This is a genomic window from Streptomyces thermolilacinus SPC6 (genome assembly GCF_000478605.2).
Classification (GTDB): domain Bacteria; phylum Actinomycetota; class Actinomycetes; order Streptomycetales; family Streptomycetaceae; genus Streptomyces; species Streptomyces thermolilacinus.
The window spans coordinates 3916664-3935554 of record NZ_ASHX02000001.1; the positions used below are offsets into that span (position 1 = coordinate 3916664).

General features: G+C 73.9%; 16 protein-coding genes and 1 riboswitch. Of the genes, 14 read left to right on the forward strand and 2 right to left on the reverse strand.

The annotated features are described in order from the left end of the window. Window positions 1-253: 253 nt before the first annotated feature. Together J116_RS17030 and J116_RS17035 are read left to right on the forward strand one after the other, a co-directional pair. Window positions 254-865 (forward strand): hypothetical protein, encoded by a 612-nt coding sequence (locus J116_RS17030; RefSeq protein WP_235617359.1) that lies wholly within the window; start codon window positions 254-256, stop codon window positions 863-865. Then, a complete protein-coding gene (locus J116_RS17035; RefSeq protein WP_028964162.1) occupies window positions 862-2454 on the forward strand; it encodes a serine/threonine-protein kinase in 1593 nt (530 codons plus the stop codon). The genes J116_RS17030 and J116_RS17035 overlap by 4 nt, the downstream gene beginning before the upstream one ends. Window positions 2455-2533: 79 nt before the next feature. On the opposite strand, the gene J116_RS17040 is transcribed toward J116_RS17035, so the two are convergent. Together J116_RS17040 and J116_RS17045 are read right to left on the reverse strand one after the other, a co-directional pair. Continuing rightward, window positions 2534-3328 carry a class I SAM-dependent methyltransferase gene (locus J116_RS17040; RefSeq protein WP_028964163.1) on the reverse strand — a complete coding sequence of 265 codons (795 nt, stop codon included), beginning with the start codon at window positions 3326-3328 and terminating at the stop codon, window positions 2534-2536. Between the two features lie 10 nt (window positions 3329-3338). Beyond that, the gene (locus tag J116_RS17045; protein ID WP_023588284.1) at window positions 3339-5978 is read right to left on the reverse strand and encodes a YfhO family protein; all 2640 of its coding nucleotides are present in this window, start codon (window positions 5976-5978) and stop codon (window positions 3339-3341) included. 124 nt (window positions 5979-6102) lie between these two features. On the opposite strand from J116_RS17045, the gene J116_RS17050 reads away from it, so the two are divergent. The 12 genes from J116_RS17050 (at window position 6103) to J116_RS17105 (ending at window position 18888) form a co-directional block, all read left to right on the forward strand. Next, on the forward strand, window positions 6103-7068 hold the full coding sequence (locus J116_RS17050; RefSeq protein ID WP_023588285.1) for a glycosyltransferase family 2 protein: 966 nt from the start codon (window positions 6103-6105) through the stop codon (window positions 7066-7068). Then, window positions 7065-7484, forward strand: a complete 420-nt coding sequence (locus J116_RS17055) for a GtrA family protein (protein WP_023588286.1) — start codon at window positions 7065-7067, stop codon at window positions 7482-7484. Before J116_RS17050 ends, J116_RS17055 begins: the two co-directional genes overlap by 4 nt. A gap of 83 nt (window positions 7485-7567) precedes the next feature. Beyond that, a complete protein-coding gene (locus J116_RS17060; RefSeq protein ID WP_023588287.1) occupies window positions 7568-8218 on the forward strand; it encodes a SurA N-terminal domain-containing protein in 651 nt (216 codons plus the stop codon). A gap of 51 nt (window positions 8219-8269) precedes the next feature. Then, entirely contained in the window at window positions 8270-9253 is a 984-nt protein-coding gene (locus J116_RS17065) for a nucleoside triphosphate pyrophosphohydrolase (RefSeq protein WP_023588288.1), read from the forward strand. A gap of 49 nt (window positions 9254-9302) precedes the next feature. Then, window positions 9303-11453 (forward strand): tetratricopeptide repeat protein, encoded by a 2151-nt coding sequence (locus J116_RS17070; protein ID WP_139140495.1) that lies wholly within the window; start codon window positions 9303-9305, stop codon window positions 11451-11453. Further along, the gene (locus tag J116_RS17075) at window positions 11450-12706 is read left to right on the forward strand and encodes a cytochrome P450 family protein (protein ID WP_023588290.1); all 1257 of its coding nucleotides are present in this window, start codon (window positions 11450-11452) and stop codon (window positions 12704-12706) included. Before J116_RS17070 ends, J116_RS17075 begins: the two co-directional genes overlap by 4 nt. 120 nt (window positions 12707-12826) lie before the next feature. Then, window positions 12827-13849 (forward strand): LysM peptidoglycan-binding domain-containing protein, encoded by a 1023-nt coding sequence (locus J116_RS17080; RefSeq protein ID WP_023588291.1) that lies wholly within the window; start codon window positions 12827-12829, stop codon window positions 13847-13849. 260 nt (window positions 13850-14109) lie between these two features. Next, window positions 14110-14281: riboswitch (cyclic di-AMP (ydaO/yuaA leader) on the forward strand. A 3-nt stretch (window positions 14282-14284) separates the two neighbouring features. Beyond that, window positions 14285-14959 (forward strand): LysM peptidoglycan-binding domain-containing protein, encoded by a 675-nt coding sequence (locus J116_RS17085; protein WP_023588292.1) that lies wholly within the window; start codon window positions 14285-14287, stop codon window positions 14957-14959. 510 nt (window positions 14960-15469) lie between these two features. Next, the gene (gene eno, locus J116_RS17090; RefSeq protein ID WP_037946766.1) at window positions 15470-16759 is read left to right on the forward strand and encodes a phosphopyruvate hydratase; all 1290 of its coding nucleotides are present in this window, start codon (window positions 15470-15472) and stop codon (window positions 16757-16759) included. Between the two features lie 120 nt (window positions 16760-16879). Then, window positions 16880-17353 carry an FtsB family cell division protein gene (locus tag J116_RS17095; protein WP_023588294.1) on the forward strand — a complete coding sequence of 158 codons (474 nt, stop codon included), beginning with the start codon at window positions 16880-16882 and terminating at the stop codon, window positions 17351-17353. Window positions 17354-17428: 75 nt separating this feature from the next. Then, entirely contained in the window at window positions 17429-17977 is a 549-nt protein-coding gene (locus J116_RS17100; RefSeq protein WP_023588295.1) for a DUF501 domain-containing protein, read from the forward strand. Then, window positions 17974-18888 (forward strand): Ppx/GppA phosphatase family protein, encoded by a 915-nt coding sequence (locus tag J116_RS17105; RefSeq protein ID WP_023588296.1) that lies wholly within the window; start codon window positions 17974-17976, stop codon window positions 18886-18888. Before J116_RS17100 ends, J116_RS17105 begins: the two co-directional genes overlap by 4 nt. Window positions 18889-18891: the final 3 nt, after the last annotated feature.

The window sequence follows — 18891 nt, forward strand, 5'->3', positions numbered from 1 at the left end:
CCGGGCGTGAGCGTGCGGGTGTGCGCGGGGCCGGGCGTGAGCGTGCGGGTGTGCGCGGGGGTGAGCAACGGCACGGCAGTTCCGTGCAACCCTGCGGCCCTTGTCGGTGTCGCTGTATACGCTCGTCCCCGTAACCGCATCCGACATCCGTTCGTCTCCCCCCACCCGGCCTCCTGGAGGAGCCATGTACGGCCCCGGCCCCGGCCTCGTGCCACCGCGGCGTGGCACGCCGACCCATGTCATATGGCTCCGCGTGCTCTTCGCCGTGCTGCCGCTGCTGAGCTGCGGCTTCCTCACGGGCGGGGCGATGCTGCGGCTGGCGCTCGTGACCCGGCGGTCCCGCGACTGGTGGCTGTTCGGCGTCTCCGTGGTCCTCACGCTGACGACGATCGTCCTCATGCCGGAGGACACCGAGTCCCTCCAGGCCAACCTGGCGGCGGGCGGGCTGCTGCTCAACGCCGCCGCGTTCACCGGGTACTTCCTCTACGCGGACATCCGCCACTTCGACGGGAGCGCGTCCGGCCCGGCCGCCCCCGCGGGCCCCTCGCCGTACGCGACGACGTTCCCCACCGGCCCGGCGTCCGGCCCCGCCCCCGGCTACGGGTACCCGGCGCCGCAGGGCCAGGGGTACCCGGGCATACCCACGCCGGTGCCCTCCCCGTACGCCCAGCCCCAGCCCGCCGCCACGGTCCAGCCGCCCGTGACGGTCCAGCCGCAGCCGCAGCCGCAGCCGCAGCCGCAGCCGCAGCCGCAGCCGCAGCCGCAGACCCAGCCCGGCCCGCCCGCGGGGCCCCGGATCGACCAGGTCCGCGCCGAGCTGGACGAGCTGAGCGACCTCCTCAGAAGGGACGACGGCACCCGGTGAACGGACGGGTCATCACCGGCCGGTACGAGCTGGCCACGCTCATCGGCCAGGGCGGCATGGGCCAGGTCTGGACGGCGTACGACCGGCGCCTGGACCGCCGCGTGGCCGTGAAGCTGCTGCGGCCCGACCACATGGCCGCCGCCACCGTCGCGGAGGACATGCGCCGCCGCTTCGTCCGCGAGTGCCGGGTCACCGCGCAGGTCTCCCACCCCGGCCTGGTCACCGTGCACGACGCGGGCAGCGACGGTGACGACCTGTACCTGGTCATGCAGTACGTGGAGGGCGCCGACCTCTCCGACCACCTGGCGGAGCACGAGCCGTACCCCTGGCAGTGGGCCGTCTCGGTGGCCGCGCAGATGTGCGCCGTGCTGGCCGCCGTCCACGCCGTGCCGATCGTCCACCGCGACCTGAAGCCGCGCAACGTGATGGTGAAGCCCGACGGCACGATCACCGTCCTCGACCTGGGCGTCGCGTCCGTCCTGGACACCGACACGACGCGCCTCACGCACACCGGCTCGCCCATCGGCAGCCCCGCCTACATGGCGCCCGAGCAGGCCATGGGCGGCGCCGTCGGACCGTACACGGACCTGTACGCGCTCGGCATCGTCCTGCACGAACTCCTCAGCGGGAACGTGCCTTTCGCGGGCTCCACCGCCCTGGGCGTCCTCCACCGCCACCTGTACGAGCCGCCGCCGCCCATCCGGTCCATCCGCCCCGACACCCCCGAGGCCCTGGAGGCCCTCGTGCTGCGGCTCCTCGCGAAGGACCCGCAGCACCGGCCGTCCGGCGCGCAGGAGGTGTACGAGGCGCTCGCCCCGCTGCTGCCCTCGCGCGCCGCCGGGCCGACCGGGCCCATGGACCCCACCCGGCCGTTCACCCGGCCCCTCGCGCCCTGGCCCGAGCGTGCCTCGGCGCCCGCCCCGGCGGTGCACGTCCCGCCGCCCCCGACCGCCCCGCCGCCGGGCACGCCGGGCATGTCCGCGACCGGTACGGGAAGCGGTGTGCCCGCCGCGGGACGGCCCGACGTGGCCGCCGCCGTGGACGAGGTGAAGCGGCTGCTGGGCGAGGGCCGCATCACGCAGGCCGTGGACATCCTCGGCGCGATCCTCCCGGCCGCAGCGGCCGAGCACGGCGAGCAGTCGCACGTGGTGCGGGTCCTGCGCAAGCAGTACGCGACGACCCTGATGGACGACGGCCAGTACCGGCGCGCCCTGCCGGAGCTGCGCCGCCTCGCCGCCGACCGGGAGGCCGAGGCGGGCCCGGCCGACCCGCAGACCCTCCAGTACCGGCACGACGTGGCGCTCTGCCTGGAGCATCTGGGCCAGGCGGCGGAGGCGCTCGCCGAGTACCGGGCGATCCTGCCGTACCACGAGAGCGCCCGGCAGCAGCCCGGCGCCGACCCGAGCCGGGCGTTCGGCATCCGGCACCGGATCGGGCACCTGCTGCTGACCATGGGCGACCACTCGGGGGCGCACCAGCAGCTCCAGAACCTGCTGTACGACACGGAGCGCGCCTACGGGCCGTACCACCCGCTGGCGGGCGAACTCCGCCGGGCGCTCACCCACCAGCAGCAGATCCGCACCCACTGACCGCGCCCCGCGCCCCCGGCCCCGGCGGTGCACGTCCCGCCGCCCCCGCGTGAGCCAGGGGCTCACCGCCCCGCGTGACCTACAGGGCCGGGGCGCAGTACACGGAGTCGGCCACCTGGCCGAGGGGCCGGAGCCCGGGGCCGGGCGCCGGGTCCGCCGGGGCGACCAGCACCGCGCCCGGGCCCGCCAGCCCCTGCGCCCCCTCGTGCGGGGCGTCCAGGAGCAGCACGCCGTACCGCCGCTCCCGCACCTCGGGCGCGTCGAGGCCGCCCCGCACCAGCCGCACGTCCTGCGAACCGGCCCCGCCCAGCGCCAGGTTGCCCCGCACCACGTCCTCGTCCCCCGGGTCGAGCAGCGTCAGCCGCGCCTCCACCCCGTGCCGCCGCAGCATCCGCCGCAGCGCCGCCGCGAACAGCCCGTGCCGCGACCCGGCCTCCAGCACCTCCACCACACCCCCCGGACCGGTCTCCGCACCCGCCGCCACCAGCAACGGCACCGCCGCCAGGCGGCCGCACACGTCGGACACCGTCCCGCCGATCCCGCCGGTCCCCAGCGCCTCCAGCGCCACGAGGTGCCGGTACGCCACCGTGATGTCGCCCCGCGCCCGCTCGTCCGCCGCGCCCGTCACCGTACGGACCTCGCCGACGAGCCGGTCCACCTGCGTGGGCGTCGGCATCCGGTGAGCGTCACGCCCGGCGTGGTCGAGCAGCAGCCCGAGCCCGTAGCTCTGCCGCCGCAGATCGGCGACCTCGTGGTGCAGGGCGTCCAGGTCCTTCTGGAACGCGTGCGTGATGTGCTCCATGCGCTGCTCGACCAGGGTGACGGCGGGCCGCAGCAGCCGCCTCGTCAGCGGGTTGCTCAGAAGAGAGGGCATGCGGGGCAAGCTACGCCGCACCGGCAGGTTCCCGGGAGACGGCACGGTGGTGCACGGGTGAAGTCTTGGTGGCGTACGGGCGACGCGCACGCCGTACGCGCGCGGCGACCGCAGCCAGCACCACCAGCGCCCCCGCCCCGGCCGCAGCGCCGCCCCGCAGCCCCGGCGTGCGGAACGCGCAGCTCACCGACCGCTCGCCCGGCGCCACCTCCACGGCCACCAGCCCCAGATGCTCCCCGGCCGGGCGGCCCTGGCACCGCCACCCGGCGATGCGGGGCGCCGAAAGGACCGCCACCCCGTGGGCGTCCGGCGGGAGCGTGGCCCGCACCTCGTCGCCGTCGACCCGTACGTCCACCGCCGCCCCCGCCCGCAGCCGCGCGACCGCCTCGCTCAGCCGCCCCCGGTCCAGGCAGCCGACGGCGCCGTCGGGCACGGCGCCCCGGCCCCGCCACTCCACGCGCGTGCCCGCCACGCGCTGGGTGCCGAGGGGGGTCATGGCGGCCCGCCGCTTGGGCAGCCCGCCGCGAAGCTCGGCCGGCCTGCCCGTACCGCCGAGACGCGCCGTGCCGGTGAAGTCGGGCGCCCAGGCGAAGACGTCGCTGCCGACCGGGCACACGCCATCCGCGGGGAGGTCGTAGACGCGCGACCCGAGCAGCAGCTCCTGGTTACGGAACGCGGAAGCGCCGTACCGGAGTTCCCGCCCCGTGCCGGGACCCGCGACCCCCGTGCCCGCACCCGCGTCCCCGGCGCCCGCACCCGCCTCCGCGACGCCCTCCGCCCGTACCGTCACCAGCGGCAGCCGCTCGTCCGTCCGCGTCAGCACCCCGTCCCGCCAGCGCGCGCCCACCGCGAACAGCGCGTCCGTGACCGGGTTGTCGAGGCTCTGGAGGTTCCGGCCGTGCGACGTCCAGCCGCCGCCGAGAGCCGCCAGGGTCCGCGTCCACACCTCGGGCGTGTGGCTGCTGTAGTACGCGGCGCCCTGCCCGCCCAGCAGCAGCGGGTCGTTGCCGGTGAGCTGCGGGCGCCCCGGATCGGTCCGGTACGCGGGCCACCCGTCCGCGCCCCGCACCGCCGCCGCCCGCGCGTCGTGCGCGGCGCCCCACGCCGGGTAGTCGTCCAGCCGCGCGGGCCGCTCCCGGTCGGCGTACGCCGTGGTCGCCGCGGCCGGCACGACCACGCTGACCGCCAACAGCGCGCCCCCCACCCCCCGTACAACCGGACGCCCACGCCCCCGAGCCCCGCCGGCCCCGGCCCCCGCCCGTCCCGCACCACTCGCCGCCCTCAACAGCACCACGGCCCCCACCGCCACGACCCCTCCCGCCCCGAACAGCCCGTACGCCGCGCCCGTCACCAGCCCGCTCCCCGAGGCCACCGCCGCGACCACGCCCAGCAGCGCCGCCCCGCCCAGCAGCGCCCGCCACCCCGGCCAGCCGCCCGCCGCCACGCCCGTCCACGCGGCCATCACCACGACACCGGCCAGCACGAACGTCTGCCGGTACGGGCTGCCGTTCGGTGTGGCGAACACATGCCACACCAGGTGCGTCGGCTCCCACTGCGCCGACAGCAGCACCCCCGCCACCAGCCCGCCCCACACGAGCCGCTCCCGCCCGTCCACCGCCCGGTGGAACGGCAGCGCGGCCGCCAGCAGCAGCGCCCCGGCGCCCAGGAACAGCGCGGGCGTGAAGAAGCTGTACGTCGCCGGGAGCACCCGCGCGGCCACGTCAGCCCACTCCGCCGCCTCGAACCGGCGCGTCCACCCCGGATACGCGTGCCGCGACCCCAGGAACACCGGCACCAGCACGGGCCCGGCGAGGCACACCCCCAGCACCACCGTCCCCACCGCCCGCGCCCACACCCGCACCACCCCGCGAGCCCCACGGCCCTCCACCACCCCCGAAGCCCCCGCTCCCGAAGCCCCCGCCCCAGGTAGCCCGGCCCCCGTCCCCGGAAGTCCAGCGCCACCCCCCGCCCCCAGCCGCGCGGCCAGCACCAGCGCCGCGCCCAGCGTCGCCATGTACGCGGTGTAGAAGTTCGCCGCCCAGCACAGGGCCACCACCACCGGCCCCAGCAGCGGCCGCCGCCCCTCCCGCACCCACTCCACGACCAGGCACAGCAGCGGGAAGGCGACCAGCCCGTCCAGCCACATCGGGTTGTACGACGCCTCCACGACCGCCCAGCCGCACAGCGCGTACGCCGCGCCCAGCACGGCCGCGCCCCACCGGCTGCCCCGCCGCTGCCGCAGCAGCACCACCGCCATGGCAGCCGCCGCCGAGCCCAGCTTCAACACGGTCACCACGTACACGGCCAGGTCGATCCGCTCGCGCGGGAACGCGGCGACCAGCACCGCGAACGGGCTCGTCAGATACGTGCCCAGGTCGGGCAGCAGGCTGGTCCCGTACCCCGACCGCCAGTTCAGCAGCGTCCCGCCCCCGGCCCGCCCGTGCAGCAGGTCCCACAGGTGGGCGTGGAACGGCACGAACTGGTTGCCGAGGTCGTTGACGGCACGCGTACGCGGCCCGAAGGGGAAGGTCCGGGCCACGGCGTCACCGGCGCACACCGCCACCACGGCGAACAGCGCGGACAGCGCGCCGCACACGGCCGCGCCGGAGGCGGACGGCCGCGCGGACGGAAGGGTACGGGACTCGGCCACGCCCCCGAATATGGCACCGGAGAACCGCCGACTCGGCTGCCCCGTAAACGAGTTCACCCAATGGCCGCCTGCCCGCCACAAAGCGGGTCCGCACCCGACACGCACGGCCGTTTCCGTTTACCGCGTGCTGATCTCGATAGTGGTGCCCTGCTTCGACGAAGAGGAGATCATCGCCCGGTTCCACGAGCACGTCACCACGGAATTGGGCCGCCTCGCGGTGGACTTCGAACTCGTCTACGTGGACGACGGAAGCCGTGACGGCACCCTGGAGATCCTCCAGGAGCGGGCCGCCGCGGACCCCCGCGTCCGGTACGTCTCCTTCAGCCGCAACTTCGGCAAGGAGGCCGCCATGCTCGCCGGGCTGCGCCACGCCACCGGCGACGCGGTCGTCCTCATGGACGCCGACCTCCAGCACCCGCCGCGCCTCGTCGGCCGCATGCTGGAGCTGCACGCCGAGGGGTACGACCAGGTCGTCGCCCGCCGGACCCGCGACGGCGACCGCGTCACCCGCACCCTGCTCGCCCGCGGCTACTACCGGGTGATCAACCGGCTCGTGGACGTGGAGCTGACCGACGGCGTCGGCGACTTCCGGCTGCTGTCCCGCAGGGCCGTCGAAGCGGTGCTCGAACTCACCGAGTACAACCGTTTCTCGAAAGGGATCTTCGCCTGGGTCGGTTTCCCCACCACCACCTTCGAGTACCGGAACGAGACCCGCGAGCAGGGCCGCTCGAAATGGACGTTCCGCAAACTCCTCAACTACGGCCTCGACGGTCTGCTCTCCTTCAACGACAAACCGCTGCGCGCCGCACTCCACCTGGGCCTCGTCCTCGTCTCCACCGCCGCCCTCTACGCCGCGTGGATCGTCGGCGACGCCCTCCTCAACGGCGTGGACACCCCCGGATACGTCACCCTCCTGGTCGCCGTCACCGCCCTCGCCGGTGTCCAGATGGTCATGCTCGGCCTGATCGGGGAGTATGTGGGCCGTATCTACTACGAGGTGAAGCGGCGCCCCCACTTCCTGGTGAAGGCGACGAACACCGGCGCGGCACCGCGCACCCGACCGTCCCCAGGGGAGTTCAGCCGAAGATGACCGGCGTCAGCGGCCAGATCGTCAGGTTCGCCCTGGTCGGGGTGGTGAACACCGGTACGTACTACGGCTGCTACCTGCTGCTCCTCGCGTGCGGCCTGCCGTACGTCGCCGCGCACGTCGTGGCGTTCCTGCTGTCGATGACCGGCTCGTTCTTCCTCACCAGCTACTTCACCTACCGCACCCGCCCCACCTGGCGGAAGTTCCTGCTGTTCCCGCTCACCAACGCGGCCAACTTCGTGATCACCACCCTCGGGGTGTGGCTGCTGGTCGGCATCGCGGGAATGTCCAGCCGGTACGCGCCGCTGCTCGCCGCCGCGGCCGCGATCCCCGTCACGTTCGTCGTCTCCCGGACGATCATGCTGCGGCCCGAGAACCCGAAGGACCGTGACTCGTTGGCAGAAGTGGCTCCGAAGTAGTGGCCCGGGCCACAGCCACTGCATACCATCGATCACCGCAAGGTCGTTGACACTGACGTACGACCCACGCCGGGAGGCCCCCTTTGCACCGCCGCCGTCGCACCGCGCTCTCCGTCTCCGCCGCCCTCGTCGTCGCGGCCCCCCTCCTCACCGCCTGCGGCAGCGACGCCCACCCGGGCGCGGCCGCCGTCGTCGGCGGACAGCGGATCGAGACGGCCGCGCTCCAGGCGCAGGTCCGGGACGTCCGCACGGCGCAGGAGGCGTCGCCGCAGGCCGAGCAGCTGATCCGCGCCACGGGAGACCTCAGCCGCGAGAAGCTCAACGGGATGATCTTCGACCGGGTGGTGGAGAAGGTCGCCGCCGACTCCGGGATCACCGTCAGCCGCAAGGAGATCCAGCAGACGCGGCGCGCCGCCGCCCGCCAGTACGGAGGGGACGCGCAGCTCGCCGCGATGCTCCTCCAGCAGCAGGGCACCGCCCCCGACGAGATCGACGACGTCGTCCGGCGGAACATCCTCATGAACAAGATCGCCGAGAAGCACGGCGTGACCAACAGCCCCGAGGGCCAGAAGAAGCTCGCCGACCTGTTCGGCAGCGCGTCCAGGGCCCTCGGCATCGACGTGAACCCCCGGTACGGCACCTGGGACCACGACAAGATCCAGCTCGGCCGCTACCAGGCGCCGTGGCTCCGCCAGGTCACCCAGGACCCGGCCGCCGCCCCGACGGGCCTGTAGGACCGGGCGGCGGGTTCGAGGGGCGTCCGGGACCGGCGGTAGGTTCGAGGGGTGAACGCTCAAGCCGCAGACACCCCCGGCACCGGCCGCATCGTCCTCCTCACCACCAGCCACCGGGTCGCGCCCGGCGTGCTGTCCTGGCCGGCGTGGCAGACCCTGCACGCCGCCGACGAGGTCCTGTGCCCCGACCCGGCCCACCCGCAGCTGCCGTACCTCCGCGAGGCCGGGGTCGCCGTCGAGACCGCCGCGCCCACCGCCCGGGAGCTGGTGGACGCGTGCGCCGGGGACCGTACGGTCGTCGTCGTCGCGTCCGGCGAGGGCGACCAGGCGCTCACCGACGGCCTGGCCCGCCTCGCCGGGTCCGGCCGCGTCGCCATGCCCGACCTGGAGCTGCTGCCCGGCTCGTACGACCTGCCCGGCGCGCGCCTGCTGGACCTGGTCGAGGTGATGGACCGAATCCGCCGCGAGTGCCCCTGGTCGTCCCGCCAGACGCACCAGGGCCTCGCCAAGTACGCCATCGAGGAGGCGTACGAGCTGGTCGAGGCCATCGAGGACGGCGACCGGGAGGAGCTGCGCGAGGAGCTGGGCGACGTGCTCCTCCAAGTCGTCTTCCACGCCCGGATCGCCGAGGAGGCGGACGACGAGCCGTTCTCGCTGGACGACGTGGCGGGCGGCCTGGTCGAGAAGCTCATCCACCGGCACCCGCACGTCTTCGGCGACGCGACCGCCGAGACGCCCGAGCAGGTCAAGGAGCACTGGCTGCGCACCAAGGCCCTCGAGAAGCAGCGCACCTCCGTCACGGACGGCATCCCGCTGGGGCAGCCGGGCCTCGCGCTGGCGGCGAAGCTCGCGAGCCGCGTCCGCACGGCGGGCATGGACGTGCCGCCCCCGTCCGGCGAGGGCGTCGGCTACGCCCTGCTGGAGATGGCCGCCCGCGCGGAGGCCGAGGGCGTGGACCCGGAAGCGGCCCTGCGGGCGGCGGCCCGCGCCTACCGCGACACGATCCGCGCGGCGGAGGGCCACGACGCTGGGTAACGTGACGGTGGCCGTACGGGGCGGGTGAGTCGGGGGAGGACCGGTGGGCGTGGGGGAGCTGCGCGAGGGGGACTTCGACGCCCTGGTGAGGGTGTTGAAGTCGGACGACTACCTGGGGCTGATGGAGCGCCTGAGCGTCCTCGACCCCGAGGGCGCGCTGGGCTTCGACCTGCTGGCCAGCCAGGTCCGGCTGGCCGTCTCCGACGAGGCCGCCAGGTCCCGCGCGGAGTCGTGGCTGCGACGGGCGGCCCCCCGCGACCCCCGGGTGCTCGACGCGATCCGGACGTACGCGGGGGAGCCGACGCCCGTGGGGTTTGGCCCCGTGGGTCCCGTCCCTGTGGGGCCCGCCGTCCGCAACACGGTGTCGGACAGCGCGGCGGGGAACATCGTGCAGGCGCACACCGTCGAGCAGGTCAACTTCTACGTGGCCCCGCCCGACCCGGCCCTCTGGCTGGACGCTGCGACGGTGGACCCGCACGCGCTGGGCGCCCCGCACGAGGGCCCGTACATCCGCCGTGACCGGGACGCGGACCTCGGCCCGGAGCGGCGGGACGGCTTCCTGCTGATCACCGGCCCGCCGCTGTCCGGCAGGACCACCACCGCCTGGGCGTATGTACGGCGGCTCCCGCCCGGAACAGAGGTCTGCGTCCCGCCGCCCGGCACGGACCTGCGGGCGCTGCCCGAGCGCATCGCCGCCCGGAAGTCCCCCTGCGTGCTGTGGCTCGACGACTTGGAGCGGTACGTGGAGGGCCTGGACGCCGCCCTGCTGTCGCGCCTCATCGCCATGGGCGTCCGGATCGTCGCCACGATGACCGACGCGGCGTACGACGAGCACCGCTTCGGCACCCCGGCGACGGCCCGCGTACTGAGCCGGGCGCGGGTGGTGGAACTGGAGCTGGAGTGGAGCGAGGACGAGTTCGACCGGATAGAGGAGGCCGGCGACCCGCGCTTCGAAGCGTTGACGGATTGGTGCGGTGACCTGCGCGTCACCGAGTACCTCGCCGTCGGCCCTCACCTGTGGGCGGAGTGGCGCAGGGCCGGGCGCCCCTCAGGCAATCAGCCTGGTCACCAGCTCGTGCGCGCCGTTCTCGACCTCATGCGGTGCGGGATGTCCGGCGCGCCGCGCGAATTGGCCCGCGCCGTCTACGAGATGTACGCCCCGGAACACACCGACGCATTCGACGCCGCCCTCGCCTGGGCGGTGCGCCCGCGCCATGGAGTGACCGGCCTGCTGGTCGAGTCAACCGAGGCGGGCGGGCTGGTCGGCTACGGCTACCTGGTCGGTGAGGCGATCCAATCCGACGAGCTGCCCCCGGTCCCGTACGAGACATGGGATCTGGCCGTTGCCCAAGGTGGGCAGCTGGTTACCCACCTCGCAACCGTGCACTTCCGCACGGGCGCCAAATCAGGCGACCCCGAAGCCATGTACCGCCTGGCCCGCCTCACCGACGACGAGGAGTGGCTGCGCAAGGCCGCCGACGCGGGCCACACGGCCGCCGCCGCGGACCTGGGGCGGGCGCTGGCCGACCGGGGCGAGGCGCGGGCGGCGGAGCACTACCTGGAGAAGGCAGCCGATGCGGGCGACGCGCGCGCCGCGACTCTGCTGGGCAAGTTGCTGCGGGACCGGGCGGAGGGGTGGTGGAGCGCGGCTGCACGACAGGGAGATCACGAGGCGGCATCCCACCTCGCCACCCTGTTGCTCGGGCGCGGCAAGGTGGATGAGGCATACATCCGCAGCTATCAAGCGCTCCACACCAGCTCCGCGCAGTCATCGGCCCTCTGCGGTGCTATACACCGTTTCTGGCAGCAGGAGGAAACGGCCCAGGTATGGTTCGACCGCGCCGCCGCAGCGGGAGACGACACGTGGAGCGCGGACGCCTTCGGCCCAGCGATGTCCATCAGTGACGAGGAAGAACAGCTGCGCGTGGAGTGCGCGGATGCGGACGCCGACGTTCTGGGCATCCACGTGACCCACGTAGGCGCTTTCCTTGAGAAGCACGGTCGTGTCGACGAAGCCCGCACCTGGTACCAGAAGGGCTTCGAGCTGGGGGACGCCTACGCCGCCTTCCGCCTCGCCCGCCTCCGGGAGCAGGGGGGCGACGAGGACGGCGCCGCCCACTGGATGCGCAAGGCCGCCGACGCCGGGCATCCGGGTGCCGTGAAGGCGCTCGGCGGCGGGGCGGATACCGTCGAGGGGTGAACGCCGCGAACGACCCCGCCACGCCCCCCGAGCTCTTCACCTGGGAGTTCGCCACCGACCCGTACCCGGCGTACGCCTGGCTGCGGGAGCACGCGCCGGTGCACCGCACGCGGCTGCCCAGCGGGGTCGAGGCGTGGCTGGTCACCCGGTACGCCGACGCGAAGCAGGCGCTCGCGGACCAGCGGCTCAGCAAGAACCCCGCGCACCACGACGAGCCCGCCCACGCCAAGGGCAAGACGGGCATTCCGGGGGAGCGCAAGGCGGAGCTGATGACGCACCTGCTGAACATCGACCCGCCGGACCACACCCGGCTGCGGCGGCTCGTGTCGAAGGCGTTCACGCCCCGCCGGGTCGCGGAGTTCGCGCCGCGCGTGCAGGAGCTGACGGACCGTCTGATCGACGGTTTCGCAACAAAAGGCGAGGCGGACCTCATCCATGAGTTCGCCTTCCCCCTCCCCATTTACGCGATTTGCGACATGCTCGGGGTGCCCGCCGAGGACCAGGACGACTTCCGGGACTGGGCCGGGCAGATGATCCGGCACGGCGGCGGCCCGCGCGGCGGGGTCGCGCGGGCCGTGAAGCGGATGCGGGCGTACCTGGTGGACCTGATCCACCGCAAGCGCGGCGACCTCGGCGACGACCTGATCTCCGGCCTGATCCGCGCCTCCGACCACGGCGAGCACCTCACCGAGAACGAGGCCGCCGCGATGGCGTTCATCCTCCTGTTCGCGGGCTTCGAGACGACCGTGAACCTCATCGGTAACGGCACGTACGCGCTGCTCCGCAACCCCGCCGAACGGGCCCGCCTCCAGGCGTCCCTGGCCGCCGGGGAGACGGACCTGCTGGCCACCGGGGTGGAGGAACTGCTCCGCTACGACGGGCCGGTCGAGCTGGCGACCTGGCGTTTCGCGACCGAGCCGCTCACCGTCGGCGGGCAGCGGATCGAGGCGGGCGACCCCGTCCTCGTCGTCCTCGCGGCGGCGGACCGGGACCCGGCGCGGTTCGACGACCCGGACACCCTGGACCTCGGGCGGCGCGACAACCAGCACCTGGGGTACGGGCACGGCATCCACTACTGCCTCGGCGCGCCCCTCGCCCGGCTGGAGGGGCAGGCCGCGCTGGCCACGCTCCTGACCCGGCTCCCCGACCTGCGTCTCGCCGCCGAACCGGACGAACTGCGGTGGCGCGGCGGGCTCATCATGCGCGGACTGAGGACCCTCCCGGTGGCCTTTACACCCGAATCACGCCCATGAGAACTGACGTTCCGTCAGTTCTGTGATGTTCACGTGATCCCCGCTGCATCGACTTGTGACTGACGTTCGAATGCCGCTACGTTCACCGTCACCTCAGCAGTCACGCGAAAGGTCCAACGCATGCGCTCCGGGAACGGACGACACCGTCGCCCCCGTCAAGCTCCCGCCCTCGTCGTCGCCGCGGGCGTGACCGGATCAGCGATCGCCCTGCCGCTGCTCGGCGCGGGCACCGCGTCCGCCGCCGACGCCGCCACCTGGGACCGCGTCGCAGAATGCGAGACCGGTGGCATGTGGAGCGCCGACCTCGGCAACGGGTACTACGGCGGCCTCCAGCTGTCGCAGGAGACATGGCAGGCGTACGGCGGCACGGCCTACGCGCCGCGCGCCGACCTCGCCAGCCGCTCCGAGCAGATAGCCGTCGCGGAGAAGGTCTACGCCGCCCAGGGCTCCGCCGCCTGGGAGACCTGCGCGCCCATCGCGAACCTCGGCGGCGCGGGCGACGACTCCGCCCCGGCCGAGACCGCCCCCGACGCGACGCCCGACCCCACCGCGGACACGGGAACCGACGCCGGCGCCGACAAGCCCGCCACGGGCGAGCAGCCCACCGCGCCGGGCGACAGCCCGGCCGGCACCGAGGGCTCCACCGGCTCCGGCGCGACCGGGCTGCCCGGCGAGCCCACCGCGCCCGCCACCCCCGACGCGACGGCCTCCCCGACCGCGCCCACGGCGCCCTCCACCGGCCCGGCCGCGCCCGACGGGACGCCCACGGCCGAGGACGGCACGGGCACCCCCGCGTCCGGCACCGGCAAGCACCGCGGCGAACCCGCCAAGGAAGAGGCCGGGACCGTCCCGGCACTTCCGGGCGGAACGGACGAGACCACCGGGACCGGCAATCCGGCCGAGGGCCGCGAATCCGGCGGGCACGCCTCGCGCGGTGACGGAACGGCACGTACCGGGGCCGGCCTCGCCCCCGACGGTACGTACACCGTCCAGCCCGGCGACAACCTGTGGACCATCGCGGACAGCCACGAGCTGCCCGGCGGCTGGACGGCGCTCTACGACGCGAACCGCGAGACCGTGGGTACCGACCCCGACCTCATCCTCCCTGGCCAGAGCCTCGACCTGGGCGCGAACGAGGGGTAGTTACGGGCGGGAATGTCCGTTTCCTCGAAGTGAGACAAGAGTCTCTTTGCCTCAACTCGCGCCCCCGCGCCGCCCGGTCCGTCCGTTTCCGCCCCTACCTGCGCAAACGCCCTTATGGGGCAGGCGCGTAGGGGCGGATTGACCGGGATGTCCGTCTTTGATCTCCGTGCGGGTCTGTGCTTACCGTCGATATCGCTCGCCACCGCGGGCCCCGTTGGCCGGTAACGCCGAATCCTGCCGCCGGACGACGGGAACAGTCGACGCTTCGAGCGCCGTGGGCAGGAGCGGGGGACCCAAGGTAAGTGCCGGGCCCGGCCGTCGAGAGACGGCCAAGTCCGGCTAGGGGTGAAGCCGCGCGCCACCAGCGCGCGGCCGGGCACTCACCAGGCCCGAACCCGACAGCTCACCTCGCAGGCGTCGGTGAGGAGATCCACCATGCTGAATTCCGGCAAGGGAAAGCACCGTCGCCCGTCCAAGGCCGTCCGTCTCGCCGCGTTCGCCGGCATCACCGGTGTGGCCGTCGCCGCCCCGCTGATGGGCGCCACGTCCGCCAGCGCCGCGACCGCCGCCGAGTGGGACCGCGTCGCGCAGTGCGAGTCCGGCGGCAACTGGTCCATCAACACCGGCAACGGCTACTACGGCGGCCTTCAGTTCTCGGCCTCCACCTGGGCCGCGTACGGCGGCACGCAGTACGCCTCCACCGCCGACAAGGCCAGCAAGGCCCAGCAGATAGCCGTCGCCGAGAAGGTCCTCGCGGGCCAGGGCAAGGGCGCCTGGCCGCACTGCGGCGTCGGCCTGTCCAGCACCCCCTACGGCGGCGGCGCCCCCGAGCGCACCGCCGAGCAGCCCACCACGCGCAGCGAGCAGCGCACCGCGCCGAAGGCCGAGACCGCCAAGCCGAAGGCCGAGTCGAAGACCGTCACCACCCCGACCGGCGAGAAGGTTCAGAAGGGCGACGGCGAGTACAAGGTCAAGGCCGGCGACACGCTCAGCTCCATCGCCGCCGCCGAGGGCGTCAAGGGCGGCTGGGCGAAGCTGTTCGAGCTCAACAAGGACATCGTCGCCGACGCCGACCTCATCTACCCGGGCCAGCAGCTCCACCTGAGCTGACCCGCACCCGCACTCCGGCGCGGCGGCTGTCCGGGCCGCCGCGCCGCCAGGGCCGCCGTGTCCCAGGGATCGCCGTGTCCCCCGGGTCGCCGTGCCCCCAGGGCCGTCACCGGCCCGCCCGGACCGCCCCGGTCCGTCGCGCATCCCCCGTACGCGGCGGGCCGGGGCTCCGGCCTTCCCGGCGCCCTCGGCCCTCCGCCCCCCCGGGGCGCCCTCGCGGCCCCCGGCGGCCCGCCCGGCCCCGCAGTGGCCGTCCCGCCCCTGCTTCGCCCCCGTCCTCCGTACGGTCGAACCGGGGCAAACCGGTCCAGGGCGGATGAGCAGAGGGCCACTCAGACCGGTTACCGTCCAGTAGAGATGATGGCTATTCATCCCGCTATGCACCGCCTTGTGCGCTTTTTCGTCCCAGCGGGCGGGCGGTAGCGGGCAGTGGCCCCCCAGGCGGTTAGGCTCTTGGCGCAAGGGTGAAGACCCTGCACTCCACGCGTCACATCCCAGAAGGAGATGCTCGTGCCGTCCATCGACGTCGTCGTAGCCCGGGAAATCCTGGACTCCCGAGGCAACCCCACGGTCGAGGTCGAGGTCGGCCTCGACGACGGCAGCACCGGCCGTGCTGCCGTCCCCTCCGGTGCCTCCACCGGTGCGTTCGAGGCCCTCGAGCTCCGCGACGGTGACAAGGACCGCTACCTCGGCAAGGGTGTCGAGAAGGCCGTGCTCGCCGTCATCGAGCAGATCGGCCCGGAGCTCGTCGGCTACGACGCCACCGAGCAGCGGCTGATCGACCAGGCGATGTTCGACCTGGACGCCACCCCGGACAAGTCCTCGCTCGGCGCCAACGCCATCCTCGGCGTCTCCCTCGCCGTGGCGCACGCCGCCTCCGAGGCGTCCGACCTGCCGCTGTTCCGCTACCTGGGCGGCCCGAACGCGCACCTGCTGCCGGTGCCGATGATGAACATCCTGAACGGCGGCTCGCACGCCGACTCCAACGTGGACATCCAGGAGTTCATGATCGCCCCGATCGGCGCGGAGTCCTTCTCCGAGGCCCTGCGCTGGGGCACCGAGGTCTACCACACCCTCAAGAAGGTGCTGAAGGAGAAGGGCCTGTCCACCGGCCTCGGCGACGAGGGCGGCTTCGCCCCGAACCTGGACTCCAACCGCGCCGCGCTCGACCTCATCCTGGAGGCCGTCAAGCAGGCCGGTTACACCCCCGGCCGGGACATCGCGCTCGCCCTGGACGTCGCCGCGTCCGAGTTCTACAAGGACGGCGCGTACGAGTTCGAGGGCAAGTCCCGCACGGCCGCCGAGATGACCGAGTACTACGAGGAGCTCGTCGCCTCGTACCCGCTCGTCTCCATCGAGGACCCGCTGTTCGAGGACGACTGGGACGGCTGGAAGACCATCACCGAGAAGCTCGGCACGAAGGTCCAGCTCGTCGGCGACGACCTGTTCGTCACCAACCCGGAGCGCCTGGCCCGCGGCATCGAGGAGGGCGCCGCGAACGCCCTGCTCGTCAAGGTCAACCAGATCGGCTCCCTCACGGAGACCCTGGACGCCGTCGAGCTGGCCCAGCGCAACGGCTTCAAGTGCATGATGTCCCACCGCTCCGGCGAGACCGAGGACGTCACCATCGCCGACCTGGCCGTCGCCACCAACTGCGGCCAGATCAAGACCGGCGCCCCGGCCCGCTCCGAGCGCGTCGCCAAGTACAACCAGCTGCTGCGCATCGAGGAGATCCTCGACGACGCCGCCGTGTACGCGGGCCGCAGCGCGTTCCCGCGGTTCCGCCCGGCGAACGACTGACGCCCGGCGTGTACGCCTGACGCGCCCGGGGCCGACGCCTCGTCGCCCCCGGTTGCGTACGTCCCCGGCCACGGTCCCGTACCGTGTCCGGGGACGTCGTACGTGAGGAGGGGCGAGCCGATGGGCCAGGACCGGGACCGGTTCTCGACCGCGACGAGGCTGCGGCTGCTCGGCGAGCAGACCGCCGCCCGCGTCTACCGCTCCCAGAACCGCCGCCAGGCGCGCCGCTCCCGGCTCACCGGCCGGGCCGCGTTCCTCGCCCTCGTCGTGTGCACGATGGTCGTCGCCCTCGCGTACCCGATGCGGCAGTACGTGTCGCAGCGCGCCGAGATCGCCGAGCAGGAGCGGCTCGCCGAGGAGGCCGCCGCCCGCGTCGAACGGCTCCGCGACGAGAAGGCCCGCCTCCAGGACGACGCCTACGTCAAGCGGCTCGCCCGCCAGCACCTCCACTACGTGATGCCCGGCGAGACGGCGTACATCATGAACGACCCCGAGGCGGAGCGGCAGCACCGCACCGACCAGGGCGGCACCGGCCGGCCCTGGTACTCGAACGTCTGGGACGGCGTGGACCGCGCCGACCAGCGCGCCCCGTAGCCGCACGCCCCCGTCCCGAACCACCCACCGACCCCCGAACCGCCCCGAGCGGGACCGAGCAGGATCAAGGCAGGCATGGAAACGCCCCCTCCGCAGACCGAACGCACCGAGCCGACCGAGGCCGATGTCGCGGCCTTCCAGGAACAGCTCGGCCGCCCGCCGCGCGGCCTGCGGGCCATCGCGCACCGCTGCCCGTGCGGTGAGCCCGACGTGGTGGAGACCGCGCCCCGGCTCCCCGACGGCACGCCCTTCCCGACGACGTACTACCTCACGTGCCCCCGCGCGAACTCCGCGATCGGCACGCTGGAGGCGAACGGCGTCATGAAGGAGATGACCGAGCGCCTCGCCGCCGACCCGGAGCTGGCCGCCGCCTACCGCGCCGCGCACGAGGACTACATCGCCCGCCGCGACGCCATCGAGGTCCTCGCCGGGTTCCCCAGCGCGGGCGGCATGCCCGACCGCGTGAAGTGCCTGCACGTGCTGGTCGCCCACTCGCTGGTCGCCGGGCCGGGTGTGAACCCGCTGGGCGACGAGGCGCTGGCGATGCTGCCGGAGTGGTGGGCGAAGGGCCCGTGCGTGAGCGTGGAGCGCGGCGCGGACCACGCGGGGGAGGCGGGCGAGTGACCAGGGTCGCGGCCATCGACTGCGGTACGAACTCCATCCGCCTGCTCGTGGCGGACATCGACCCCGAGGCGGGGACCCTCGTGGACCTGGACCGGCGGATGACGATCGTCCGCCTGGGCCAGGGCGTGGACCGCACGGGGCGGCTCGCCCCGGAGGCGCTGGAGCGCACGTTCGCCGCGTGCCGCGAGTACGCCGCCGCCATCAAGGAGCTGGGCGCCGAGCGGGTCCGGTTCGTGGCGACGTCCGCGTCCCGCGACGCCGAGAACCGCGAGGACTTCGTGCGGGGCGTGATGGACATCCTGGGCGTGGAGCCGGAGGTCATCACCGGCGACCAGGAGGCCGAGTTCTCCTTCACGGGCGCGACGAAGGAGCTGCGGGGCAGCGACGAGTACCTGGTGGTGGACATCGGCGGCGGCTCGACGGAGTTCGTCGTCGGCACCGGGCACGTCGAGGCGGCCCGCTCGGTGGACATCGGCTGCGTACGGCTGACGGAGCGCCATGTGCGCCACGACCCGCCGACCGAGGACGAGGTGGCCGCGATCCGCGCCGACGTGCGCGCGGCGATCGCCCTGGCCGAGGAGACCGTCCCGGTCCGCGAGGCCCGCACGCTGGTCGGCCTCGCCGGCTCGGTCACCACGGTCGCGGCCCTGGCGCTTCGCCTCGGGGAGTACGACTCCGCGGCGATCCACCGCTCCCGCATCCCGTACGAGCGGGTGGCGGAGGTGTCGGCGCGGCTCCGCTCGCTGACCCACGACGAACGCGCCGCCTTCCCGGTCATCCACCCGGGCCGCGTGGACGTCATCGTGGCGGGCGCGCTGGTCCTGGAGGAGATCATGACCCATGTGGCGGCGCAGGAGGTCGTGGTCAGCGAACACGACATCCTCGACGGCATCGCCTGGTCCCTGGCCTGACGG